The sequence below is a fragment of the Gryllotalpicola protaetiae genome, from assembly GCF_003627055.1.
GTDB classification, from domain to species: Bacteria; Actinomycetota; Actinomycetes; order Actinomycetales; family Microbacteriaceae; genus Gryllotalpicola; species Gryllotalpicola protaetiae.
This window is the reverse complement of sequence record NZ_CP032624.1, coordinates 406,699-430,630: the sequence shown is the minus strand read 5'-3', so window position 1 is coordinate 430,630 and position 23,932 is coordinate 406,699. Positions and strand designations below refer to the sequence as shown.

Annotated in this window: 28 protein-coding genes and 1 other RNA gene; 21 read left to right on the top strand and 8 right to left on the bottom strand. The window is 67.9% G+C overall.

The features are described 5' to 3' along the window. From D7I44_RS02220 to smpB, 11 genes are all read left to right on the top strand, one after another. Entirely contained in the window at positions 1-1,236 is a 1,236-nt protein-coding gene (locus D7I44_RS02220) for a TadA family conjugal transfer-associated ATPase (protein ID WP_120790744.1), read from the top strand. Further along, positions 1,230-2,111: a type II secretion system F family protein gene (locus D7I44_RS02215; protein WP_120787994.1), complete on the top strand. Its 882-nt coding sequence runs from the start codon at positions 1,230-1,232 to the stop codon at positions 2,109-2,111. Before D7I44_RS02220 ends, D7I44_RS02215 begins: the two co-directional genes overlap by 7 nt. Beyond that, positions 2,099-3,043, top strand: a complete 945-nt coding sequence (locus D7I44_RS02210) for a type II secretion system F family protein (RefSeq protein WP_245979925.1) — start codon at positions 2,099-2,101, stop codon at positions 3,041-3,043. Before D7I44_RS02215 ends, D7I44_RS02210 begins: the two co-directional genes overlap by 13 nt. Before the next feature lie 25 nt (positions 3,044-3,068). After that, a complete protein-coding gene (locus D7I44_RS18005; RefSeq protein ID WP_162939966.1) occupies positions 3,069-3,245 on the top strand; it encodes a hypothetical protein in 177 nt (58 codons plus the stop codon). Next, positions 3,242-3,625 (top strand): TadE/TadG family type IV pilus assembly protein, encoded by a 384-nt coding sequence (locus D7I44_RS02205; RefSeq protein WP_245979923.1) that lies wholly within the window; start codon positions 3,242-3,244, stop codon positions 3,623-3,625. The genes D7I44_RS18005 and D7I44_RS02205 overlap by 4 nt, the downstream gene beginning before the upstream one ends. Next, complete coding sequence (locus D7I44_RS02200; RefSeq protein ID WP_162940008.1) at positions 3,615-4,067, top strand: hypothetical protein; 453 nt, start codon at positions 3,615-3,617, stop codon at positions 4,065-4,067. Before D7I44_RS02205 ends, D7I44_RS02200 begins: the two co-directional genes overlap by 11 nt. After that, positions 4,064-4,501 carry a pilus assembly protein TadG-related protein gene (locus tag D7I44_RS02195; protein WP_120787992.1) on the top strand — a complete coding sequence of 146 codons (438 nt, stop codon included), beginning with the start codon at positions 4,064-4,066 and terminating at the stop codon, positions 4,499-4,501. The genes D7I44_RS02200 and D7I44_RS02195 overlap by 4 nt, the downstream gene beginning before the upstream one ends. 37 nt (positions 4,502-4,538) lie before the next feature. Then, complete coding sequence (prfB, locus tag D7I44_RS02190; protein ID WP_120787991.1) at positions 4,539-5,648, top strand: peptide chain release factor 2; 1,110 nt, start codon at positions 4,539-4,541, stop codon at positions 5,646-5,648. Between the two features lie 82 nt (positions 5,649-5,730). Further along, positions 5,731-6,678 (top strand): cell division ATP-binding protein FtsE, encoded by a 948-nt coding sequence (ftsE, locus tag D7I44_RS02185; protein WP_245979920.1) that lies wholly within the window; start codon positions 5,731-5,733, stop codon positions 6,676-6,678. Then, positions 6,678-7,592 carry a permease-like cell division protein FtsX gene (gene ftsX, locus D7I44_RS02180; RefSeq protein ID WP_120787990.1) on the top strand — a complete coding sequence of 305 codons (915 nt, stop codon included), beginning with the start codon at positions 6,678-6,680 and terminating at the stop codon, positions 7,590-7,592. The genes ftsE and ftsX overlap by 1 nt, the downstream gene beginning before the upstream one ends. 117 nt (positions 7,593-7,709) lie before the next feature. Beyond that, on the top strand, positions 7,710-8,186 hold the full coding sequence (smpB, locus tag D7I44_RS02175) for an SsrA-binding protein SmpB (RefSeq protein WP_120787989.1): 477 nt from the start codon (positions 7,710-7,712) through the stop codon (positions 8,184-8,186). On the opposite strand, the gene D7I44_RS02170 is transcribed toward smpB, so the two are convergent. After that, entirely contained in the window at positions 8,187-8,681 is a 495-nt protein-coding gene (locus tag D7I44_RS02170) for a DUF2017 family protein (RefSeq protein ID WP_120787988.1), read from the bottom strand. Continuing rightward, entirely contained in the window at positions 8,681-8,995 is a 315-nt protein-coding gene (gene clpS, locus D7I44_RS02165) for an ATP-dependent Clp protease adapter ClpS (protein ID WP_120787987.1), read from the bottom strand. The genes D7I44_RS02170 and clpS overlap by 1 nt, the downstream gene beginning before the upstream one ends. Positions 8,996-9,049: 54 nt before the next feature. Here clpS and D7I44_RS02160 point away from each other — a divergent pair, with 54 nt between their 5' ends. Continuing rightward, positions 9,050-10,825 carry a lipase family protein gene (locus tag D7I44_RS02160; RefSeq protein ID WP_245979912.1) on the top strand — a complete coding sequence of 592 codons (1,776 nt, stop codon included), beginning with the start codon at positions 9,050-9,052 and terminating at the stop codon, positions 10,823-10,825. A gap of 124 nt (positions 10,826-10,949) precedes the next feature. Continuing rightward, positions 10,950-11,342, top strand: a transfer-messenger RNA (tmRNA) gene (gene ssrA, locus D7I44_RS02155). A 94-nt stretch (positions 11,343-11,436) separates the two neighbouring features. Here the strand turns inward: ssrA and D7I44_RS02150 are convergent. The 3 genes from D7I44_RS02150 to D7I44_RS02140 all read right to left on the bottom strand — a co-directional run bounded on the left by D7I44_RS02150 (position 11,437) and on the right by D7I44_RS02140 (position 13,122). After that, complete coding sequence (locus tag D7I44_RS02150) at positions 11,437-11,760, bottom strand: hypothetical protein (protein WP_120787986.1); 324 nt, start codon at positions 11,758-11,760, stop codon at positions 11,437-11,439. 133 nt (positions 11,761-11,893) lie between these two features. Then, positions 11,894-12,163, bottom strand: a complete 270-nt coding sequence (locus D7I44_RS18700) for a GH25 family lysozyme (RefSeq protein ID WP_425459328.1) — start codon at positions 12,161-12,163, stop codon at positions 11,894-11,896. A 323-nt stretch (positions 12,164-12,486) separates the two neighbouring features. Further along, positions 12,487-13,122: a cupin domain-containing protein gene (locus D7I44_RS02140; RefSeq protein ID WP_162940007.1), complete on the bottom strand. Its 636-nt coding sequence runs from the start codon at positions 13,120-13,122 to the stop codon at positions 12,487-12,489. Positions 13,123-13,271: 149 nt separating this feature from the next. Between D7I44_RS02140 and pucL the strand changes: the two genes are divergently transcribed. From pucL to D7I44_RS02110, 6 genes are all read left to right on the top strand, one after another. Continuing rightward, positions 13,272-14,165: a factor-independent urate hydroxylase gene (gene pucL, locus D7I44_RS02135; protein ID WP_120787983.1), complete on the top strand. Its 894-nt coding sequence runs from the start codon at positions 13,272-13,274 to the stop codon at positions 14,163-14,165. A 66-nt stretch (positions 14,166-14,231) separates the two neighbouring features. Next, on the top strand, positions 14,232-15,755 hold the full coding sequence (locus D7I44_RS02130) for a nucleobase:cation symporter-2 family protein (RefSeq protein ID WP_120787982.1): 1,524 nt from the start codon (positions 14,232-14,234) through the stop codon (positions 15,753-15,755). Then, on the top strand, positions 15,756-16,160 hold the full coding sequence (uraH, locus tag D7I44_RS18695) for a hydroxyisourate hydrolase (protein ID WP_120787981.1): 405 nt from the start codon (positions 15,756-15,758) through the stop codon (positions 16,158-16,160). It abuts the gene before it with no gap. Between the two features lie 38 nt (positions 16,161-16,198). Then, positions 16,199-16,597, top strand: a complete 399-nt coding sequence (locus D7I44_RS02120; protein WP_342768594.1) for an acetamidase/formamidase family protein — start codon at positions 16,199-16,201, stop codon at positions 16,595-16,597. Positions 16,598-16,628: 31 nt separating this feature from the next. Continuing rightward, positions 16,629-18,212, top strand: coding sequence for an AtzH-like domain-containing protein (locus tag D7I44_RS02115; RefSeq protein ID WP_120790740.1), 1,584 nt, complete (start codon positions 16,629-16,631; stop codon positions 18,210-18,212). Next, positions 18,209-19,537: a pyridoxal-phosphate-dependent aminotransferase family protein gene (locus D7I44_RS02110; protein ID WP_181445592.1), complete on the top strand. Its 1,329-nt coding sequence runs from the start codon at positions 18,209-18,211 to the stop codon at positions 19,535-19,537. Before D7I44_RS02115 ends, D7I44_RS02110 begins: the two co-directional genes overlap by 4 nt. A gap of 61 nt (positions 19,538-19,598) precedes the next feature. Here the strand turns inward: D7I44_RS02110 and D7I44_RS02105 are convergent, their stop codons facing one another. Beyond that, on the bottom strand, positions 19,599-19,973 hold the full coding sequence (locus D7I44_RS02105) for a hypothetical protein (RefSeq protein WP_120787980.1): 375 nt from the start codon (positions 19,971-19,973) through the stop codon (positions 19,599-19,601). 35 nt (positions 19,974-20,008) lie between these two features. Then, positions 20,009-20,632, bottom strand: a complete 624-nt coding sequence (locus D7I44_RS02100; protein WP_342768593.1) for an arsenate reductase/protein-tyrosine-phosphatase family protein — start codon at positions 20,630-20,632, stop codon at positions 20,009-20,011. A 227-nt stretch (positions 20,633-20,859) separates the two neighbouring features. On the opposite strand from D7I44_RS02100, the gene D7I44_RS02095 reads away from it, so the two are divergent. Next, positions 20,860-22,242 carry an FAD-dependent oxidoreductase gene (locus tag D7I44_RS02095; RefSeq protein ID WP_120787978.1) on the top strand — a complete coding sequence of 461 codons (1,383 nt, stop codon included), beginning with the start codon at positions 20,860-20,862 and terminating at the stop codon, positions 22,240-22,242. Positions 22,243-22,296: 54 nt separating this feature from the next. Here D7I44_RS02095 and D7I44_RS02090 read toward each other — a convergent pair whose 3' ends face one another. After that, entirely contained in the window at positions 22,297-22,875 is a 579-nt protein-coding gene (locus D7I44_RS02090; protein ID WP_120787977.1) for a TetR/AcrR family transcriptional regulator, read from the bottom strand. Positions 22,876-22,968: 93 nt separating this feature from the next. Here D7I44_RS02090 and D7I44_RS02085 point away from each other — a divergent pair, with 93 nt between their 5' ends. Further along, positions 22,969-23,931 carry a zinc-binding dehydrogenase gene (locus D7I44_RS02085; RefSeq protein ID WP_120787976.1) on the top strand — a complete coding sequence of 321 codons (963 nt, stop codon included), beginning with the start codon at positions 22,969-22,971 and terminating at the stop codon, positions 23,929-23,931. Position 23,932 lies beyond the last annotated feature (1 nt).

The window sequence follows — 23,932 nt, the reverse complement described above, 5'->3', positions numbered from 1 at the left end:
ATGACGGATGCCGTGCGCCAGATCACCGATCGCGTGCGCGAGCGCGTGCGCCAAGACGGGTTCGGTGCCGACCGGGCCATTGCGATGCCCCTCGGCGACATCGCACGCGACGAGGTGCGGCGGTACAGCGAGCACGCGCTGGGCGGCGCGGCGGCCCTGCTCGCCGACGAGCGGGCGGCCGAGGCCGAGGTGCTCGCAGCGGTCGGTGGTCTGGGGCCGCTGCAGCAGTACCTCGACGACCCTTCCGTCGAGGAGATCTGGGTCAACACGCCGACTCGGGTGTTCGTCGCCCGCGACGGGAAGGCTGAGCTGACGCCGCTCGTGCTCACCGAGGGTGAGGTGCGCGACCTCGTCGAGCGAATGCTGTCGAGCTCCGGCCGGCGCGTCGACCTCAGCCAGCCGTTCGTCGACGCGTCGCTCCCAGACGGCTCGCGGCTGCACGTGGTGATCCCCGACGTCACCCGGGCGTGGTCTGTGAACATCAGGAAGTTCTCCGCCCGCATCCGCGAGCTGCAGCAGCTGGTCGCGCTGGGGTCGCTCAGCCGCCAGGCGGCCGAGTTCCTGCGCATGTCGGTGCTGGCCGGGTGCAATGTGCTGGTCTCGGGCGCGACGCAGAGCGGCAAGACCACGCTGCTCGGCGCGCTGATGTCGGCGGCGCGGCGCACCGACCGGGTGATCACGGTGGAGGAGACGTTCGAACTCGACCTCGCGGTGCGCGACGTCGTCGCGATGCAGTGCCGCCAGCCCTCTCTCGAGGGTTCTGGCGAGATCACGCTGCGCCGGCTCATCAAAGAGGCGCTGCGCATGCGGCCCGACCGCATCGTCGTGGGCGAGGTGCGGGAGGCCGAGGCACTGGATCTGCTTCTCGCCTTGAACGCGGGCGTGCCTGGCGCCTGCTCCATCCACGCCAATTCGGCGCGCGACGCTCTGAGCAAGCTGAGCACCCTGCCGCTGCTGGCCGGCCGCAATATCGACGCGCAGTTCATCGTCCCCACAGTTGCGTCCTGCATCGACCTCGTCGTGTTCTGCGAGCTCGACCGCAGCGGTGCGCGGTACGTCAGCGAGATCCTCGCGCTGTCCGGGGCCGTCAACGCCGGCGTCATCGAGGCGAGCGCGCTGTTCGAGAGATCGGGCGGCGAGTTGAAGGCCACGGGCGGGCACCCGGCGAAACTCGAGAAGTACCGGGCAGCCGGGTTCGACCCTGCAATTGTCTTGAGGCGGTCAGAAGCATGGTGACGGATGCCTGGGCCGGCGCCCTTCTCGGCGGCGCACTCGCAGCCGGGGTGCTGCTCATCGTCTCCGCCACCCGCCGGTCGGGGCGGGTGGCGGACCGCTCGTCGCGGGTGACCGCGGGCGACCGGCTGCGGGCCTGGCTGCTGCGGGCGGGCGTCCCGGGGCTCGCGCCCGCCGGCTTCGTCGTGCTGACCGTCCTCGCCGGCGTCGTCGCGGCGGCGCTCGCGGAAGCGCTGCTCACGGTGCCGGGCTTCGCGCTCGCCGCGGGGTGCGCCGGCGCGGCGCTACCCTGGGCGCTCGTCAACTGGCGGGTGATGGCGCGGCGCGGTGCGACCCGGGCTGCGTGGCCCGATGTCGTCGACCACCTCGTCGCGGCAGTGCGCAGCGGCGTCGCGCTGCCGGAAGCGGTCGCGGCCTTGGCGACGCTCGGCCCCGAGGCGACCCGCGAGCAGTTCGCTCGCTTCGGTCGCGACTATCGGGCGACCGGCGCGTTCGCGCGCTGCGCCGACCGGCTCAAGGACGAGCTCGGGGACCCGGTCGGCGACCGCATCATCGAGACCCTCAAGATGGCGCGCGAGGTCGGTGGCACGGAACTCGTGGCGGTGCTGCGCGCACTCGCCGCGTCGTTGCGTGAAGACGCCGCGACGAGGAACGAGCTTCAGGCGCGCCAGACCTGGGTCGTCAACGCCGCGCGGCTCGGAGTCGCGGCGCCGTGGCTGGTGCTCGCTCTGCTCGCGACGCGCCCAGAGGGGCGTGAGGCGTATGCCACGCCGGAGGGCACGGCCGTGATCGTCGTCGCAGCCGTCGTCAGTGTGATCGCGTACCGGGTGATGATCGCCATCGGGAAGCTGCCTGAGGAGCGGCGGTGGTTCCGGTGAGCCTCATGGCGTGGGGCGTCATCGACGGCGTCGTGCTCGGACTTGGGCTGTGGGCGATGCTCGTCGCCCTGCCCGCGCTGCGCCGGCCACGGCTCGAGGCGCGGCTCGCTCCCTACCTGCTCGACGTCTCTGCCGCCGCCAGGGAGGAGGTCGAGCGGTCGAGTCGCAACGGCGCCTCCGCCTTCGGCGCACTGCTCGGGCCCGCCGCGGCGTCGGCTCGAACGTCTCTCCTGCGCTGGATCGGCGGCGAGCAATCCGTCGCCGCCCGCCTGCGCCAGGCGGGCTCGGCGCGCACCGTCGATGCGTTCCGCGCGGCACAGCTCGCCGCGAGCGGTCTCGGCGGCGTGCTGGGGCTCGTCGTCGCGGGCGCGCTCGCCGCCGCGCGGCCGGTCGCCCCGCTCGCGTGGGTCGCCCTTGCCTTCGTCGTCGGTCTCGCCACGTTCGCCGTGTGCGATCTGCTCCTCAGCCGCGCCGCGAACCGCCGCCTCGCCCGCATCGTCGAGGAGTTCCCGACCGTCGCCGAAATGCTGGCGCTCAGCCTGTCGGCGGGCGAGGGCAGTCACGACGCGATCAGGCGCGTCGCGCGGGCGAGCAGCGGCGAGCTCGGGCGGGAGCTGCGCGGGGTGGTGGCCGACGTCGGTCTCGGCGTGCCGCTCGCCGACGCACTGCAGCGCATGGCGAGGTCGCTGCGCATCCCGCGACTTGCGCTGTTCGTGGATGCGGTCGTCGGCGCGATCGAACGCGGGGCGCCGCTCGCGGAGGTGCTGCGCGCCCAAGCAGGTGACGCGCGCAGCGAGCGCAAGCGCGAACTGCTCGAGGTGGCCGGTCGCAAAGAGGTGCTGATGCTCGTGCCGCTGATCTTCGGGCTGCTGCCCCTGACCGTCTTGATCGCGGTGTTCCCCGGTGTGTTCATTCTGCGCTCAGGCCTCTGAGCCAGCGCAGCCAGAAGGAGGCAAGGTGGAGATGAAGAAGCTGCTGGCGCGACTGCGCGACGAGGAACGCGGCGACGTTCCCGGCTGGGTGCTCATCACGGCCATGACCGCGGGGCTCGTGATCGCGATCTGGGCCCTGGCCGGAAGCGCGCTCACCCAGGTGTTCACCAACGCGGTGAACTCGGTGATGACCGGGCCGTGAGGCGGCTTGCCGACGAGCGCGGCTCGGCCCCTGCCGAGTTCGCCATGGTGGGTGGTCTGCTGGTCGTCCTGCTGCTCGCCGTCGTGCAGTTCACGCTCGTCCTGCTGGTGAGGAACACCGTGCAGGACGCCGCGGCGCAGGGCGCCCGCGTCGCGGCGTTCGCCGACGGCACCCTCGGCGACGGCGAGGCGCGCACGCGGCAGCTGCTCACGGCGTCCCTCGGCGCGCGCTACGCGAGCAGTGTCCGTGCGTCGTACGCGCTGGACGACGACATTCGTGTCGTCGAGGTCCGCGTGGACAGCCCGCTGCCCGTCATCGGCCTGATCGGCTTCAGCCGGTCGCTGGAGGTGACCGGCCATGCGGCGCTCGATGCCGGGTAGACGACGTCTGCAGGGCGAGGGCGGCAATGCGTCGATCGAGTTCCTCGTCGCCGGCGTCGTCCTGCTGATCCCTCTCGTCTACCTCGGGCTGGCACTCGCTGCGATCCAGGGCGGCTCGCTCGCGGTCGAGGGCGCGGCGCGCGAGGCGGCGCGCGTCTATGTCTCGGCGACGACGGATGCGTCGGGCAGAGCTTCCGCCGACAGGGCGGTCACGGTCGCGCTTGCCGATCGGCGCCTGCCTCGCCACGACGGCGATCTGGCGCTGCGCTGCGACACGGCTGGCACCGACTGTCTGCGAACCGGGACCCGCGTGACGGCGACGGTCCGCACGAAGGTCGAGCTGCCGTTCGTCCCGCCGGTCTTCGGCCTCGAGAGGGTCGCGCGGGTCCCCGTCGAGGCGACGGCCACGGTACCGATCTTCCGGCTCGGGGCGGCGCCGTGAAGCTGGTGAGAGCGGAAGACGGCAGCATCCTGCCGCTGATCTTCGGATTCTTCGCCATCGCGCTCGCGCTGGTGCTCGTGGTGAGCGCGGCGACCTCGCTCTACCTTGAGCGGTCCCGGCTGTACACGCTGGCCGACGGCGCCGCCCTCGCCGGGGCCGACTCGTTCGCGCTCGACACTGCTCGACTCGGGGCGGACGGCGATCTGCAGGCACGCCTCGACGGCGGGAAGGTGGAGCTCGCGGCATCCGCCTATCTGAAGATCGCGACGCAGGGCAGGCGCACGCCCGTCGCTCTCGTCGACGCGGGCGCGCCCGACGGTCGCAGCGCGCGTGTGCGGCTCGCCGAGTACTGGCGGCCGCCGCTCGTCTCGGCGTTCGTGCCGCGCGGCGTGCGCATCGAGGTCGAGGCGGGTGCGCGGCCGGTCCTGTGGTGAGCGGTGCGCGGCAGCGCGCCGGTAGGCTGGTGCGGTAATGATCGAACTCGATGTGAGCGCCCAGATCGCCGAGGTGCGCTCGACTTTCTCAGACATCCGTGCCGTCGTCGACGTCGACAGGCTGAGGGCGTCTATCGCCGAGCTCAGCGAGCAGGCCGGCGCCCCTGATCTGTGGGACGATCCTGAGAAGGCGCAGAAGGTGACGAGCGCACTCAGCCGCGCGCAGGCCGAGCTGAACAAGGTGACCGGCATCGAGCAGCGCCTCGACGACCTTGAGGTGCTCGTCGAGCTCGCCAACGACGAGGGTGACGATGAGGTCGCCGAAGAGGCGAAGAACGAGCTCGATGAGCTGCAGAGGACCGTCGCCGACCTCGAGGTGCAGACGCTGCTCGACGGCGAGTACGACGCGCTGCCCGCCGTCGTGACGATCCGCTCCGGCGCGGGCGGCGTGGACGCCGCCGACTTCGCCGAGATGCTGCTGCGCATGTACCTGCGCTACTGCGAGCGGCAGGGCTGGCCCACCAAGGTGCTCGACACGTCGTACGCGGAAGAGGCCGGCATCAAGTCGGTGACGTTCCAGGTCGACGCGCCCTATGCGTTCGGCATCCTGTCGGTCGAGGCGGGCACTCACCGCCTCGCGCGCATCAGCCCCTTTGGCGGCGCCGACAAGCGCCAGACCAGCTTCGCAGCGGTCGAGGTCATCCCGCTGCTCGAAGAGACCGGTGAGATCGAGATCCCCGAGACCGACATCCGCGTCGATGTGTTCCGCTCGTCGGGCCCGGGCGGCCAGAGCGTCAACACCACCGACTCGGCCGTGCGCATCACCCACTTCCCGACCGGCATCGTGATCTCCATGCAGGATGAGAAGTCGCAGATCCAGAACCGCGCGGCCGCCATGGCGCTGCTCAAGAACCGCCTGCTGCTGCTCAAGCGTGAGGAGGAGGCGGCGAAGAAGAAGGAGCTCGCCGGCAACATCACCGCGAGCTGGGGTGACCAGATCCGCTCCTACTTCCTCTACGGCCAGCAGCTCGTGAAGGACCTGCGCACCGGTTTCGAGGTCGGGAACCCGCAGAGCGTGTTCGACGGCAACCTCGACGGGCTCATCGCCGCGGGCATCCGGTGGCGGAAGCAGCCTGCAGAGGACTAGGCGAGGTTTCGACAAGCTCAACCGCCGGTTTGGCGAGTCGCTAGCCGGAATACCGGATGCCTCTGCCTAACCTGGCCGGGTCATGATCCGGTTTGATCACATCTCAAAGCAGTACCGCGGCACGAATCGCCCCGCGTTGGGCGACGTGTCCTTCGAAGTGCAGCGCGGCGAGTTCGTCTTCCTCGTCGGCGCCTCCGGGTCGGGCAAGTCGAGCTGCCTGCGCCTGATCCTCAAAGAGGAGCGGCCGACCAAGGGCAAGATCCACGTCCTCGGGCAGGACGTCGGGGCGATCTCGAGCCGCAAGGTGCCGTACTTCCGCCGCAACCTCGGCGTCGTCTTCCAGGACTTCCGCCTGCTGCCGAACAAGACCGTCTACCAGAACGTGGCGTTCACGCTGCAGGTGATCGGCAAGTCGCGCGGCTTCATCCAGGAGGCGGTGCCCGACGTCCTCAAGATGGTCGGGCTCGACGGCAAGGCGCAGCGGATGCCTCACGAGCTCTCCGGCGGTGAGCAGCAGCGCGTCGCCATCGCCCGCGCAGTCGTCAACAAGCCGCAGGTGCTGCTGGCCGACGAGCCGACCGGGAACCTCGACCCGGCGACGAGCGCTGGAATCATGAGCGTGCTCGAGCGCATCAACGCGAGCGGCACCACCATCGTCATGGCCACGCACGAGGCGCTCTTCGTCGACCAGATGAAGAAACGCGTCATCGAGCTCTCGCAGGGCCAGATCGTGCGCGATGAGCGCCACGGCGGCTACGGCGTCACCGCAGCGATCCCGTTGGTGAAGCCCGCAGCGCCCGCGCAGCCGCAGACCGTGCAGCTCGCGACGGGTGTGGTCGTGCCGGTCGCAGCACCTGCGGCCGCGGAATCCGTCGCCGAGACCGAGGAGCAGCGTGACAACGTGCGCCCGATCACGAGCGCGACGCCGGTGCAACGGCCGGCCGAGATCTCTTTGGCAGAGCGCCTCGGACTGCGCGCCAACGGAACTGACGGCCAGGATTACGACCAGAACGTGGGGCCGGTGAAGTAATGCGTTTCGCACTCGTCTGGAGCGAGGCCGTATCCGGTCTGCGCCGCAACATGTCGATGGTGATCTCCGTCATCCTCGTCACGTTCATCTCGCTGACCTTCGTCGGCGCCGCGATCCTCATGCAGATGCAGATCGGGCAGATGAAGGGCTACTGGTACGACCGCGCGCAGGTCGCTGTCTACATGTGCACGGCCACCGACTCGTCGAAGACCTGCACAGGGGCGGATGCCACGGCCGACCAGATCAACGCGGTCAAGGCCGAGCTGTCCTCACCCGCGCTCTCGAAGTTCATCAAGAAGTCGACCTTCGAGAACCACGACCAGGTCTACGCCGAGTTCAAGAAGCAGTTCAAGAACAACCCGGTCGCCGACTACGTGACGCCCGACCTGCTGAACCAGACCTTCTGGATCAACCTGCACGACCCCAACCAGTCGGCGGTGATCGTCGAGAGCGTCTCGAGCCTGCCTGGCGTGCAATCCGTGACCGACCAGAGGCAATACCTCGACCAGATATTCTCCATGCTCAACGTCGCGAGCTTCACGGCGATCGCGATCGCGGTCGTCATGCTGGTCGCGGCCGCGCTGCTGATCGCCACGACCATCAGGCTCTCCGCGTTCTCGCGAAGACGCGAGCTCGCGATCATGCGGCTCGTGGGCGCGTCGAACAGGTTCATCCAGACGCCGTTCGTGCTCGAGGGTGTGTTCGCGGCCGTCATCGGATCGGTGCTCGCCGGCGTCGCCACCTGGGGAATCGTCAAGTTCTTCGTGCAGGGCTACCTGCAGCAGTCCCTGCCGGTGACGAACTTCGTCGGCACGAGCAACGCGCTCGTCGTCGCACCGATCCTTGTCGTCGCGGGCATCGTGGTCGCCGCGATCGCGAGCAACATCGCGATCTCTCGCTATCTCAGGGTCTAGGCAAGCAGTCGTAAGCCGCTCTACGAGGCGGCGACTTGCTCGCCGCCGATCGCATGGATCGCGCACGCCGACTGCGGTCGCGCCGCAGGGGCGGCGGCGGCAAGATAAACTGATCGGATGCCACGCGAACGTGGTCAGAAGGTCGTCGCGACCAATCGCAAGGCGCGGCACGACTACCTGATCGAAGACACCTATGAGGCGGGCCTCGTGCTGACCGGCACCGAGGTCAAGAGCCTGCGCGAGGGGCGCGCGTCCCTTGTCGACGGCTACGCCTTCGTCGACGGCGGCGAGGCGTGGCTCGACGCGGTGTACATCCCCGAGTACCTCGACGGCACCTGGAACAACCACGCCCCGCGCCGCAAGCGGAAGCTGCTGCTGCACAAGCAGCAGATCCTCAAGCTGTCGAACAAGGTCAAAGAGGGCGGCTACACAATCATCCCGCTGCAGCTGTACTTCAGCGACGGGCGCGCCAAGGTCGAGATCGCGATCGCGAAGGGCAAGCGCGACTACGACAAGCGCCAGGCGCTGCGCGAGCGGCAGGACAAGCGCGAAGCCGACCGCGCGATGCGGCAGCGCAACCACCTCGGCGAATAGTCACAGGGCGCGGATGAGCCGCTCCTGCAGCTCGCCGAGCCACCAGTAGGCCGCCTTCGCCGACGCGAGCTCCGGAGCGTCAGAGCCCTCGTCGTCGTCGGTTTCGATGCCCAGCCGGGTCGCGAGCGCGAGGCGCAGATCGGTGATGGTCCGCAGCCAGGGCAGCACCTCGCTCTCTTCGAGGACGATGGCGCCGGATGCCGCAGCCGCGCGCGCCAGCGCCAGGGCGTTCCCCGTCTTGAGCGCCACGAGATCGTCCTCGGTGAACCGGCGGAACTCGGCGGCGGACTCGGCGTCGTCGCGATACGCGTCGGGCAGCAGGCGCTCGAGAGCCGGGTCGCGGGGGAGCGACGGGTCCGCGGCGACATCCGGTCCGGCATCCGTCTGGGTCAAGAGATCGATGAGCTCGTTCGTGAGCTGCGCGAGCATGTCGCGCTCGACGGTGTCGAATTCCGCGCTCACCCTGCCGTCGCGCGTCGTCTTGATGCGCGCCACTACAGCTCTGCCCGATCGAGGGTCGCCCACAGGCCGTACTCGTGCATCGCCTGAACGTGGCGTTCCATCTCTTCGCGCGTGCCCTGCGCGACGATCGCCTTGCCCTCGTGGTGCACCGCGAGCATGAGTCGGTTGGCTTTGTCCTCTGCGAAGCCGAAGTAGCTGCGGAAGACGTAGACCACGTAAGACATGAGGTTCACAGGGTCGTTCCAGACGATGGTGCGCCAGGGGGAGTTCAGCCGGCTCTGATTCTGCAGCAGCTGCTCCAGCTCCTGGTCGACGTCCGGCGAGCTGATCTGCGCCATGCGTCCCATGCTAGATGCCCGCCACGTGCTACGAATGGGCGCGTGGCGAAGATGAGAATACCTGTGGCCGTGACGCGCCGGATGCCGCGCTGGCTGCGCGTGGTCGTCGCGACGTTGACCCTGGTGCTCGGTGTGGTCGTCGTCATCCGGCCGACGACCTCGCTCGACCTGCTCGCCTGGCTCATCGGCGCCGGCCTGGTGCTCGCAGGCCTCCTGCAGCTCGTCGAGCGCCCTGGCTTCGATGCCGAGACGGACCGGCCGTCCGTGTGGCGCGTCGCCGGGGCGATCGTGTGGCTGGTCGGCGGCGTACTGGTCCTCGCGCTTCCCGGCCTGACCGTGCGCCTGGTCGCCGTGGTGGTCGGCGTGGGGCTGCTGATCAACGGCGTCCTGTCGGTCGTGTCAGGGCTGAGACGGTCGGCGACGCTCGACGCACGCATCGCGGGGATCTCGTTCGGCATCGCCGAGCTGGTCTTCGGAGTGCTCGCGCTCGCGTGGCCCGACATCACGCTCCTGATCGTCGCGGTGGTCTTCGGCGCGCGACTGATCATGGGAGGCGCGCTCGAGCTGTGGAGCGTTGCGCGCGGAGAACCGCGGGCGGCATTCCGGCCGAAGACGGCGCCGGGCCCGGTGCGCCGCTGGACGCGCACGGTCGCGGCCGTCGTCGCCCTCGCACTCGCGGTCGGGGCAGCCGTCGTCAGCGGCAGCGTCCATGGGGCGTCGCCGGTGGTCGATTCGTTCTACGCCGCGCCGCGGGATGTGCCCGCGCAGCCGGGGCGGCTCATCAGGGCCGAGCCCTTCACACGCGACGTGCCCGCGAACGCGCGCGGCTGGCGGATCCTGTACACGACCGAGCGCGGCGACGGCTCGGCCGCCGTTGCGAGCGGGCTCGTCGTCGTGCCGAAGGACGGATCGGGCCCGTGGCCCGTCATCGACTGGGCGCACGGCACCACCGGGTTCGCCCAGAACTGCGCGCCCTCTCTTGCGAAGCATCCGTTCGAGTCGGGGGCGCTCTTCAGCCTCGACAAGGTGGTCGACAGCGGCTGGGCGCTCGTCGCAACCGACTACATCGGGCTCGGGACGGCGGGGCCGCATCCGTATCTCATCGGACCCGACACCGCGCATGCCGTGCTCGATGCGGCGCGCGCGGCCCCGCAGCTGGCGGTGGCCCATCTCGGAGCGCACAACGTGGTGTGGGGCCATTCGCAGGGCGGGGGCGCCGCGCTCTGGACGGGGGCGACCGCGAAGCGGTACGCGCCCGAGCTCGAGATCGACGGGGTGGCCGCGCTGGCCCCGGCCAGCAACCTGCCTGCGCTCGTCGACCACCTGCCGAGCGTGACCGGCGGCAGCGTCTTCGCGTCCTACGTCGCGGCCGCCTACACCGCGATCTACAGCGATGTGAGCTTCCGCGCGTACATTCGCCCCGGCGCGCAGGTGACCGTCCGCGAGATGTCGAAGAGGTGCCTCGCCGAACCCGGCGTTCTCGTCTCGGTGCTGCACGCGCTCGCGCTCACGCGCGACCCTGTCATCTTCTCGAAGGACCCGAACACCGGGCCGCTCGGGAAACGGATCGCCCAGAACGTGCCTCCGGCAGGCATCGGCGCGCCGCTGCTGATCGCGCAGGGCGCAGCCGACCAGCTCGTCATCCCCTCGGCGCAGAGCGCATACGTCGACGGTCTCTGCGCCGCCGGGCAGCAGGTCGACTACCGCACCTACGCCGGCCTCGACCATGTTCCGCTCGTCGAGGCGGGCTCGCCTGCGATCCCGGATCTGATCGCCTGGACTCACGACCGCTTCGACGGTGTGCCCGTCGCGCCCGGCTGCACGCGGAGGGCGGAGTGATCGCCGTCATGGAATCTTCCGCCCCGGCATCCGTTGTATATTGGTGAGCCGTTCGTTTTCGAGCGGATGCATCTTGCACAACTCGACAGCGTGTGACAGCGCCCGCACCGACCGGTCACCCCATGGGGATGATCGGTTTCGACATCGCCTGAGCGAGTCTGAGAAGCGGGCCGAGGATGCGGGGTTATCTCGTTAACGACCCTCGCAAAACATAAGTGCCAATTCCAACAGCACTGTCGCGGCCAAGGCCGACCTCGCCCTCGCGGCGTAGTCCTTCCTAGCCGGTAAACGACCGTCGCGCCGGTGACTCGCCTTCCACCCGGCCTCGGCGTCATCTTGAAGGCTTGCTCGACCGTTACGCCTTAGGGCGGTTGGGGACTTGCACTAGGGCTGGGTTCGTCGAGGTGGTGGCCGCCACCTAGCCTCGGGACCGAGAAAAGCGATAAGCGCGGCTGCACCCGGAGAATGCGGACGACCACAGCGATGGACGGGGGTTCAATTCCCCCCATCTCCACCATTTGGTCGGTATTCGAAACACGCTCCGCAAAGAGCGTGTGGAAGAAGAACGCGAAAGGCGCTGTCACAAGCTGTTCGAACGAGAGGCGACCCATTTAGGTCGCCTCTCGCGGTTTCGGGTGGCTCCCTTGCCCGGACCGCCGGATGCGTGCATCGAAGGCTTCCTGCCCCGGGTAGAGCGAGTCGTAGGGCTCATAGATCTCGTTGACAGTCACGTCGGCGTCGCTGATGAAGATGGCCTCGAAGGTCATCTGGTTCAGGCGTCGCTTGTTCTCGTCGTCAGCTGCCATCTGGAGCGCGTAGGCGTCGTGCAGCAGGGCAAGGTGCGCCCCAACCGCCTTTTCGCCGATACCGAGGTCTGTGTCGACGCCCTTGAGCTGTCCCGTAAGGCGTTCGCGCTCACGCTGGATCTTCCACATGCGCGCACGGCTTCTTTCCTGCGGGAGTTCGGCGTCTGCGGCAAGGTCGATGAGCTTCTCCTCCTGTGAGTCCAGCCGGTCCAGCTGAGCTTCAACCGCCGCTGCGATGCGTCCTGGTCGTTCACGACCGAAGTCATTGACTGGCGGACCAGGGCAACGAAGGCGTCGGTGAAGTGCTTCTTTCGGTCATGCCGCTCAACGGCGTGCTCGACTTGGTAGAGCTGGTGGTGCGGCTGGGCACAGCCACTATCTCTTCGGCCCGGTCGCTTCCTGGGCTATCCATGTTGACGACATGGTACGGCGCCGACGATGAGCCAGCGGCGTGCGCTCCGGCCCAGTTGGCCGCGAAGCGCGGGTCGCGAAAACGGGAGCCCTCAGTGGCCTTGACCCAGACGAAATGGATGTGTTGATCGGCCAGTTCAGGCCAGTCGATGGAGCCGTGGTAAGCCTAAACAGCGATGCCCTGCATGGGATGGCGCAACGCCGAAGCCTGGGTCGGCCAGACCACTTCGGTCGTGAGCAAAGCGACGACGATGACACGTGCTACGACGACTGCCGCGACCGACAGGTGCCTTCGCCGCCGACGAAGCAAGCGACTTCGGACGCTGCGCTCAATACCGTTCAGATCCCTATAACCGTCCGGGTCTTCGCGGCTGCAGGCGGAATCATCCCCCGCGAGGCTCCCGGGAGGTGGAGTGTGGGCGCGTGCAGATCGTGACTTCCGGCTCAGGCATCACCGCGAAAGGTCACCCAGAGTGCAATGGCGTATTCGTTGCCATCGTTGCGGACTCGATGTGGCCTGCCGGCCGAGAAGGTGATGGAGTCACGCGGTCCGAGCACGATTTCGGTTCCGGGGAACTCGATTGTCAGCGCGCCGGAAATGATGCTTCCGATCTCCTGTCCGCGGTGAACCAAGTACTTCCCGGGAGCACCAGATGAGGTGTGAGGCGGGTATGACGTCTCGAACATCTCAAATCGCCGCACCGCGTGCGGTGTGAGTCGGCGATAGGTGACCCGACTGCCAAGACCGACCGGTGGGACCTGCGCCGCCCGAGAAACCCTCGCTTCCTCAGGATCTGCAGCGATCGGATTGGCGGATGCGACGAACTCGCTTGCCGTGGATGCTGGGCGCTCGTCGAAGATCGCGGACAGCGGCACATCGAGGACTGAGACGATCTCGATGAGGCGATTGACGGAGGGTCGCATCGCGCCCCGCTCGATCTGAGTGATCGCGTTCGGCGTCACCGCAATCGCTTCGGCCAACTGCCTCGTCGAGAGCCCTGAAAATCGCCGCAGGCTGCGGATGCGCGAGCCAAGCTCTTTGCTGCTCACGGATGGCAGGGCGCCACGGTGATCGGACATGCCGCACATGTTAGCCGGGCCACCCGCAGGCCTTCAGCCGATGCTATTCGTGGAAATGCGACTGTGACGGCGAGGAAACCTTTTGACGGTCGGGCCTCACTACCTTCGCAACCGTGGGCTACACCTGGCCCAGAGTCAGGAGGGCGAAGATGGCGATCGTTCTGGGTGACAACCAGTACGGCAAGGCCGAAGTTCGGGTGGTTCGCGTCGTCCGCGATACCGCGCGGCATGAGATCACGGACCTGAACGTCTCCAGTCAGCTGCGCGGGGATCTCGCTGCAAGCCACTTGGTGGGCGACAACGGGCATGTCGTGGCAACTGACACCCAGAAGAACACCGTCTATGCCTTCGCAAAGAAATACGGTGTGACTTCGCCGGAAGACTTCCTGATCACCCTTGGGCGGCATTTCGTAGATGCCTTCGAGTGGATCAGCGGTGGCCGGTGGGCCGCCGAGCAATACTCCTGGCAGCGGATACTCGTCGGCGGCGTCGAGCATGACCACTCTTTCGTCCGTGAGGGTCAAGAGACTAGGACCGCGGTCGTTGAGCTGGACGGCGAAGACATCACGGTGGTAGCAGGACTCACGGACCTAGTCGTTCTGAAAACGACAGGGAGCGAGTTCCACGGCTTCCCGCGCGATATCTACACGACCCTCGCCGAAACCAACGAGCGGATCCTTGCCACCAAAGTAAGCGCGCGCTGGAGGTACCTCGGCGCTGCTCACGATTACAACGGGCTGTACACGGAGATCCGCGCGCGACTGCTCGACGTATTCGCCGAGACGCACTCTCTGGCGCTTCAACAGACCCTGTACGCCATGGGCGAAACCATCCTTCGCGAATTCGGCGCTGTCGCAGAGATCAAGTTTTCGCTTCCCAACAGGCACCACTTCCTCGTCGATCTCGCGCCGTTCGGACTCGAAAACCCCAACGAGGTGTTCTATGCAGCCGACCGTCCGTACGGCCTGATTGAAGCCACCGTGCTTCGCGATGACGTCCCTCCCGCCGAGCGGGTCTGGGCTGGCATCCCCGGATTCTGCTAAGTCCTCCGGCAGACGACCGCTTCAACGCATCCCCCGCAGTACCCGACCCCGAACTCTGGAGAAACTATGACTGCCACCAACTTGACGACCGGCAGGAGAGTCGGCACTCGACCTGAAGATGAGAAGTACCCGATCGCGAGATCCGTTGGCTACGGACTTCAGCACGTGCTATCCATGTTCGGCGGCGTGATCGCGGTGCCGCTGATCATCGGCGGCGCCGCCGGTTTGAGCCCGGCCCAGCAAGCGCTCCTTGTGGCGTGCGCACTCTTCATTAGCGGTGCCTCTACTCTTCTGCAGACGCTCGGCGTTCCCTATTTTGGGTCACAGCTGCCACTCGTCCAGGGCATCTCATTCGCCTCGGTCTCGACGATGATTACGATCATCGTGAACCACGGCGGAGGGCCTAAGAGCCTCGGAGTGGTATACGGCGCCATCATCGTCGCCGGAGTGGTCGGCCTCATCGTCGCGCCGTTCTTCTCCAGTATCGTGCGCTTCTTCCCTCCGGTGGTGACCGGGTCGATCATCACGGTCATCGGACTGTCTTTGCTTCCGACCGCAGCCGGCTGGATCACCGGCCAGCCGACCATCACGGAAGCGGGCAAGACGGTCGCCAATCCGGAATACGCAACAGCCGGGAACGTCGGCCTGGGGATGCTCACGCTGGCGATCGTGCTCGTGCTGTCGAAGATCCCGATCCTCTCCCGATTCTCGGTGCTGCTCGGGCTGGCGATTGGGACGATCATCGCGTTGTTCACCGGCCAGACCAATTTCTCAGCGGTGGGCCAGTCGGCCGTCTTCGCCTTCCCGAAGCCGTTCGCGTTCGGATTGCCGACGTTCGACTTCGGCGCGATCGTCTCGATGGTGATCGTCGCTCTGGTCATCATGGTCGAAACGACGGCCGACCTTCTCGCGGTGAGCGAGATCGTCGGAACTCGAATCGACTCTCGCCGTGTCGCTGACGGCCTGCGCGCCGATATGCTCTCTTCGGTAGTGGCGCCCGTGTTTAACTCGTTCCCGACGACCGCGTTCGCGCAGAACGTGGGCCTTGTCGCGATCTCGGGTGTCAAGAGCCGCTTCGTGGTGGCCTCCGGCGGGGCGATCCTCGTGATCCTCGGGCTGTTCCCCGTTGCCGCGTCGGTCGTCAACGTGATTCCGCAGCCTGTTCTCGGCGGGGCTGGATTCGTGCTGTTCGGGACGGTTGCGGCGAGCGGCATCCGCACCCTCTTGAAGGCGGACTTCCGTGACACCAACAACCTGGTGATCGTTGCGGTCTCGATCTCGATGGGCGCGATCCCCATCGTGGCATCGGGCTTCTGGACGCATTTCCCGAGCTGGTTCGTGACCATCTTCAGCTCCGGAATCAGCGCTGCGAGCATCTCGGCGGTCGCGTTGAACCTCTTCTTCAACGTATTTCGGCCCAGTGCCCCGCCTCAGCCCAGCGGCCTGGCGGCTGCGCCCCCGCTGCAGGTCTCGGACGAGGAGATCGAGGTGCTATCGCACGGTGGAGGCTTCAACAAGGGTCAGCCGGACACTGCGGCGATCCGGATCATCAATGAGCGAGACCAGAGTCACGATGATGCCTCAAAGTGAGTGCCGGTCGATCGCGGCGGGTTCTGCCGGGTGAACGGGGACGCTGCGGCGTCGGTATCCGAACCGGATGACGGCCACCTCAGTGTTCATGTGCTGGACACCGTGACCGGCGGCCCTGCCCCCCGACTCGCGGTCGCACTTGAGAGCCGGTCGGACGCTGGGTGGCGGCCGCTGGGGCGCCAGCTGACGGACGAAGACGGGAGAATTGACCGGTTGGGACCTGAAGCGGTTTCCGCAGGCTGCTATCGACTAATGCTCGATACCGCCGCTTTCTTCGCCAGCCGGAGGTCAAGCAGTTTCTTTCCCGAGGTCGTAATCGCATTCAAGGTCTTCTCGCCCGGCGAGAACGTGCACCTCGCAGTTCTGCTCGGTCCATTCGCGTACACGGCGTACCGCGGGAGCTGACCGCATGATCGCTCACGAGGGACCGATTTGGAACGGCGGTGGCACAGCTCGCGTCGCGCGCGCGACGGGAGCGCCGCTGCACCCGTGGCCCAGTGGTGCAGCCGGTGAGAGCAGAGCAGCATGCAGGCAGCCTCGTTGGTCTGGTCCCAGTGGAGGAGCGCGGTTCTCGCGTTGCCGCGTTCCCTTTGACACCGTTCCTCGGCACCATGGGCGTCGCGGTCGCAGGGAGCAAGCGGCCGCACCTGAACGAGGCGGTACGCAAGGCCGTGCGCGCCGCACTCTCGCTCTTTCAGGCGCGGTTCGGAATGGATGAGCATCTCGCCTACGCATACCTTTCGGCCGCAACCGACTTCAACATCTCCCAGGTCATGGACATCGTGTGCGGCGTGCACGCCCGCATCCGGGAGTCGGACTTTGCCGAGGTGGGACGTGACTGACCGATCGCCGGAAGCAATCCCGGTGGAACTGATGCTCGCCTTCAAGCGCTATGAGCTGGCCCTCGTCGAGAACGATCTCGAGGCTCTCGATGCAGAGTTCGCGCTCGGGGCCGAGACCATGCGAGGGGACGGCGCTGGTCTGCTGATTGGACACGACGCGATCAGCACCTTCCGCAGTGCACGCGGAGGGGTACCGTCCCGCACCATCGAGCGCCTCGAGTACCGCGCGCTCGCGGAAGACGTCGCGCTGCTCGTGTCAACCTCGCGCTACGCAGGCGGCGGCACGGGCTTGCAAACACAAATCTGGCAAAAGCGCGAAGGCCGATGGCTCATCACCGCCGCGCACGTCACTCCGCGGCCTCAGTCGTTCGACCGTTCAGTATGGCGCGCGGTGGGCGATCCGCTCTGGCAGGGCGCATGGAGCGGACCGCTCGTCGGATTGACTGTGGCGGTCAAGGATCTCTTCGCCATCAAGGGCTACCGCATCGGGGCGGGGAACCCTGCCTTCCTCGACGCGGCACGAGCCGAAACGACGACCGCTCCAGCCGTCTCGGATCTCCTCCGCGGGGGCGCATCGCTCCGCGGCATCGCCCGCACCGATGAGTTCGCCTATTCGATCAGCGGAGACAATGCGCACTACGGTACCCCGGCCAACGGGGCGCTTCCGGGCGCACTGCCGGGCGGATCCTCGAGTGGGCCGGCCTCGGCCGTCGCCACCGGCCAGGCAGACATCTCGCTTGCTACCGACACAGCCGGATCGATTCGCGTGCCCGCCTCTTATCAGGGTCTGTGGGGGATACGCACCACGCACGGGCTTGTGCCGCGCCAGGGCCTGCTGCCCCTTTCCCAAACCTTCGACACGATCGGTTGGCTGGCACGTGACGGCGAAACGCTTCAACGTGTCGCGGATTGGTGTCTGAGCTATTCCAGATCCGAGTCGACCGAGGCCGCGCTTGACGAATCCGGCGATGCCCTGCCGTGGCGGCTCCTTGTCCCCGACGAGGCGCTCGCTGCAGTCGCGCCCGAAACGCGAACGGCGTTCGAATCACTGCTGGTCCGGCTCGCGACCCATGTCGGCGCCCCACAGCTCGAATCCGTCAGGATCGGCGAGCTCGACGAGTATCTCTGGCCATTCCGCGTCGTCCAGGGCGCAGAGGCATGGCGCAACAACGCCGCGTGGCTGCAGGACCACCCGGGAACGCTCGGGCAGGCTGTGGCTGAACGATTCCGTGCTGCATCTGACATCACGGCCGGGCAGGAATCGGTGGCCCGCGCCGCACTCGAGCCGCTGCGAACGCGGCTCGTACGCCTGGTGCATGATTCCGTGCTGATATTGCCGACTACGCCCGGTCCGGCACCCATGCGCACCGCCAGCGGACAGCAGATAGAGACCGTTCGATACACGACATTGCAGTTGACGACGCCCGCCGCCGTCGCAGGGCTGCCCGCTGTCTCAGTACCGCTGCTCACGGTGCCCTCGCCGCTCGGACCGGCGCCGGTCGGTATCTGCCTCATCGCACGCCCGGGCACAGACACCGCCCTGGTCCGTCTCGCGCGACGCATTGCGGAGCTCGTGGAGTCAGACTCATCGAGCCTCAGAATGGAGCACCTATGACGGCGCACTTGATCCCTGGCCCCATCGACCCGCCCGCGCGGCTTCTCATGGGCCCCGGACCGATCTCGGCGTACCCGAGCGTGCTGAGAGCGATGTCGGCACCCCTCGTCGGCCAGTACGACCCATTCATGACGGCGACGATGTCGGAGACGCAAGAGCTCTACCGCGCGATTTGGGCTACGGGCAACGACGCCACACTTCTTGTCGACGGAACCTCCCGCGCCGGCATTGAGGCGGCGCTCCTCTCACTCGTACGCCCCGGAGACCGAGTGCTCGTCCCGGTATTCGGACGATTCGGGCACCTCCTCGCTGAGATCGCCGAGCGGGCACTCGCGGACGTGCACATCATAGGGACCGAGTGGGGCAAGGTGTTCACGCCGTCCACGATCGAGGAGGCCATCCTGCGGGTCAGACCGACGCTCCTTGCGCTCGTACAGGGCGACACGTCGACCACGATGAACCAGCCACTCGAGGACATCGGCGCACTGTGCGCAAAGTACGGCGTGCTCTTCTACACCGATGCGACGGCGTCCCTCGGCGGTAACGCTTTTGAGGCGGACGCGTGGGGAGTGGACGCCGCGACCGCGGGCTTGCAGAAATGCCTGGGCGGCCCTTCCGGCTCGGCGCCGATAACGCTCAGCGACCGGGCCGTCGAGGTCGTGCAGTCCCGCAAGAAGATCGAGGCGGGTATCCGCGAAGCCGACGACCCGTCCGCGCCCGATTTCGTGCGCTCGAACTATTTCGACCTCGGAATGATCCTGGACTATTGGGGGCCGCGCCGACTCAACCACCACACCGAGGCAACGTCGATGCTGTACGCGGCGCACGAGTGCGCTCGGGTGCTGCTACTCGAGGGACGGAACGCGGTCATTGGCCGTCATCGAAGCGCAGGCGACGCTATGCTCGCGGGGCTACAGGGACTGGGCCTGGCCGTGTTCGGCGACATTTCCCACAAAATGAACAATGTCGTCGCCGTCGAGATCCCTGCGGGGGTTCCTGGAGACCTTGCCCGGGCTGTGCTCTTGAATGACTTCGGTGTCGAGATAGGCACATCGTTCGGCCCATTGCACGGCCGCGTCTGGCGCATCGGAACGATGGGATACAACGCCCGCAAGGATGCCGTGCTCACGACGCTGGCCGCCCTTGAAGCAGTGTTGCGCCGATTTGGCGTCTCTGTGCCCCGGCAGGCGGTGTCGAGGCCGCAGCCGACAGCTATACCGAGGACTGAGCAATGCCTGCTCTTCTCGCTGACCTCACACCGGACCGTCTGGCGAGAGCCACACGGCGACCCAGGGCGCGATCCAACGGGTGTAGCTCTTGCCTGAGCATGCCCGTGCGAACCGCCTTGCCGCGCAATATCTGCTCGCGCTGCTTCTTGTTGGCGCCCTAGCGCGGCCCGAGCAGCTCGAAGGCGTTCGCGACATGACCAGGGAGGTCATCGGCGACGCCAGCAGTCGCGGCGGCGAGGATACTGCAGGCCTTGTCTGTGGACGCCTCGCGCCAGGAGTCGGAGGATCTCGCGGGCATCTTTGAAGCCCTTCTCCGAATGGCGAGAACTTCGACACGTAGCCGGAGCTTGCCCCCGAGTTCGGATTGGTGGGGGATGTAGACGTCGACATGGACGCCTTCGAACTCTCCACGCCACTTCGTGCCCTGCAAGTGGCTGGACTCGGACAGCTCTGAGAGCGCGGCGCGTACCATTTCTCGCACCTCGGGGGAGCCGATGATGAGGTCGATGTCGTGGCTGATGTCGCCGCCCACGCGGGTGAAGGTGGCCCAACCCGTCGAGTGGCAGTTCAGGCATTGCGCTGCGGTGTGCGCATCCGTCTCGAAGATGAGATCCGCGGCGCCAGGTCCTCGATGCGCTGCGCGAGCAGCTCGAACGCCCGATCGAATGCCTTCCTGGTGCCGAGCACCACCGGGTCGGGGACGGACAGGTGCAGCGCAGCCGGCTCGGCGAGCTCCTCGTGCGCGAGATCGCATACCGTGATCACGAGATCACTCGGCTGCGCCACGTCCGCCAGCGCCCGCGGCGCCACCTCGGGCAGCTCCAGCCCGTGCCGGCGGGCGACCTGCAGTGCGCCTGGGGCGATGCGCTCACCCGGGTGCGTTCCAGCCGACGTCGACGGGATCTCGCTCCTGGTGCGCCACAGCGCCGCCGCGAGATGCGAACGGGCGGTGTTCGCGGTGCACACGAACACCACCCTCGGCGCCGTGAGCTGGTCGCCCTGCAGCAGCCCGGCGAGGCCGTCGCGCTCCAGGGTCACGTAGCTGCGGCGCCGGTCCGCCTCGGAGCGGTGCCTGCTGATCAGCCCGGCCGCTTCGAGCGTCTTGAGGTGGTGGGCCATCAGGTTCGAGGGCATGCCGAGCTCAGCCTGCAGCTCCACCGGGGTCCGATCCCCGAGTGAGAGCGCGTCCACGATCCGCAGTCGGCCCGAGTCTCCCAGCGCCGCGTGCACGGCTGCTCGCCTCTCCGCTTCAATTAGCTCAACGTTCATCGACTCAAGTTTGACTGAGCAATAAGATCCCATCAAGCTGTTTGGCGTCCCCACCTGCGGCGCCGCCACCGGGCTCGGGTACCTCCTCATCCTCGTCCTGGTATCGCGCATACGCGTCGCTGACGCCGTCATCCCGAAAGGACCCTCTCGTGACCCACCTGATCGCCGTCGGCGGCTCCGATGCCGGCATCTCCGCAGCACTTCGCGCCCGCGAGCTCGACCCGTCGGTCGACGTCACCGTCGTCGTCGCCGACCGCTACCCGAACTACTCCATCTGCGGCATCCCCTACTATTTCTCCGGCGAGGTACAGCCATGGCAGTCCCTCGCCCATCGCACCGCCGCAGACCTGGAAGCCACCGGCATGAGCCTGCGCCTGGACGCCTGGGCCACCGGCATCGACGTGATCGGGCAGCGGCTCGAAGTCCACGGTCCCGACGGCGCCGAGCAGCTGCCGTACGACGAGCTCGTCGTCGGCGCGGGGGCGCTCCCGTCCCACGCCGGCATCGCCGGGCTCGACCGGCTCACCCCGGCCGACGGCGTGCACGTCCTCCACTCGATGGGTGACACGTTCGCGCTCGACCAGCACCTCGACGAGAGGGGCCCGAAGACCGCGGTCATCGTCGGCGCCGGTTACGTCGGCCTCGAGATGGCCGAGGCCTTCACCGTCCGCGGCATCAAAGTCACCCAACTGCAGCGCGGCCCCGAAGTCCTCTCCACCCTCGACCCCGAACTCGGCGCCATCGTCCACGCCGAACTCGACACGCACGATGTCGAGGTGATCACCAGGACAACGGTCACGGGGATCGAGAAGACGAGCGACGGCCTCGTCGTGCGGGGCGTCCGCGAAGACGGCCGCTTCGCACGCCTCGCCGACCTCGTCCTCGTCGTCGTCGGCGTGCGCCCCAACACCGAGCTCCTCGAGCACGCGGGCGCGACCCTCGGCGCAGGCGGCGCGGTCGTCGTCGACGAGCACATGCGCACCGGCCTTCCGCACGTCTACTCCGCAGGCGACGGCACTGTCACCCACCACCGCCTCCTCGGCCCCACCTATCTGCCGCTCGGCACCACGGCGCACAAACAGGGCCGCGTCGCCGGCGAGAACGCCCTCGGCGGCAACGCCCGCTTCGCCGGGTCCGTGGGGACCCAGGTCGTGAAGGTCTTCGACATCGTCGCCGCCCGCACCGGACTTCGCGACCATGACGCAGCCGCCGCGGGGTACCAGCCGCTCACCGTCGGGGCCACCGCCGACGACCACAAGCGCTACTACCCCGGCTCCCACCCGATCAACTTCCAGATCACCGGCGACACTCGCGACGGGCGCCTCCTCGGCGCGCAACTCGTCGGCACCCTCGGCACCGAAGTCGCCAAGCGCGTCGACACCTTCGCCACCGCCCTCTACGCCGGCCTCACCATCGCGCAGATCTCCGAACTCGACCTCTCCTACACGCCACCCCTCGGCTCGCCATGGGATGCGGTCCAGGCGGCAACGCAGACCTGGTCTCGGGTGGCGGCGAAGGGCTTCGGCGTGTGACAAAGCCGGTCATCCGGTTCCTCGGTCCTCGGTCCTCGGCGGCGGTCATCGCATTCATCCTGTTGCTGCCGGCCCGATCCCAAGCGCGTCGATCGCGAGTGACGCGAATCGGTGCGCCGCAGCGGCCCGGTCGGCGAGCGGCACAGTCGACAAGCCTCGCCCCGCGCGGAGGATGAGCACGACGTCGTCGATGGTGAAGTCTGCCCGCAGGCGGCCCTGCCGCTGCGCGCGCCGCGCGAGTCCGCCCAGAGCGCGCAGCAGCTCCGCGCGGTGCGCGGCCAGCGAAGCGGGGTCGCCGCGGTCGGCTGTGAAGGCATCCGTGAAACCCTGGTTGCGCACCCCCAGAGCGCAGAGCTCCATGATCACCGTGCAGAAGCCGCGCCAGGCGTCGTCGTCAGCCGCGCCGTCGAGCACGATGCGCCTGCACGCTGCGGTCTCCTCGGCGAACGCGTGGTCGACCAGGCTCTGCTTCGACGGAAAGCGGCGGTACAGGGTCGCCGGCCCGATGTCGGCTCGCCGGGCGATGTCGCGCATCGTGACGGCGGCGATGCCGCGCTCGGCGAAGAGCGACCTCGCGGCCTCGAGGGCGCGGTCGCGGTTGTCCTGCGCGTCAGCGCGAAGCAGGTGAGTCACTTGGGCAGGCATCCGTCTCGATTCGGATATATGGACGCATGCGTCCGCTAGCGTCGCCAGCGTACCGGTCGAAGACAGCGAAGGGGCGAGCGGATGCGTGCAGTGACCGTCGAGGAGTTCGGCGACCCGAGTGGAATGGCAGTCGTGGACCGGGCCGTGCCGGAGATCGGGGCGGGTCAGATGCTCATCGACGTCGAGGCGATCGGCGTCGGGGGAGTGGACGCCGTCATCCGCCGGGGCACGCTCGGCGGCTACGGCTTCCGCCCCGGGCTGGTCCTCGGAAGCGAGGTCGCCGGCCGTGTGACCGCGGTCGGGCCCGGCGCCGACTCGTCGTGGGTCGGGCGGCGAGTCTGGGCGTTCACCGGTGTCGGCGGCGGCTACGTCGAACAGGCGGTTGCGGATGCCGGCGACGTGGTGGCACTGCCGGAGCGACTCGCCTCGGTCGACGCCGTGACGATCGGAAGCGCGGCGCCCGTTGCGCATTTCGCGCTCGCCCACGGCCGGTTCCGGCGGGGCGAATCGGTGCTCATCCGCGGCGCCGCGGGAAGCATCGGGATCGCTGCTGTTCAGCTCGCCGCGCGCGCCGGTGCGAGATCGATCGCGGTGACGACCGCGTCGGCCGAGCGGGGGCGGCGTCTCGTCGAGCTCGGCGCGACCGCCGTGCTCGACAGAACCGGCCAGGGCGACGCCGCGGACCTTGGGGAATACGACGTCATCGTCGACGTGGTCGGCGGCCCCGGCATCCCCTCGTTCATCGACCGTCTCGCACCGGGCGGCCGCATGGTCGTCGTCGGCGCCGTGGCCGGACAGCCGCCCGCCGACTTCGGGATGCACCTGATGCGCGCGTTCCAGAAGTCGCTCTCGTTCGCAACGTTCAGTCTCGCCACCGTGCCGCCTGACGAACGGGACGCCGTGCGCGCCGCGCAGTTCGCTTCCACAGCCCGCGGCGAGCTCGCTGCGGTCGTCGACGCGGTGCTCCCGCTCGATCGCGCGGCCGACGCCCACCGGCGCATGGACGACGGTTCGGTGTTCGGCCGCATCGTCCTCGTTCCCTAGC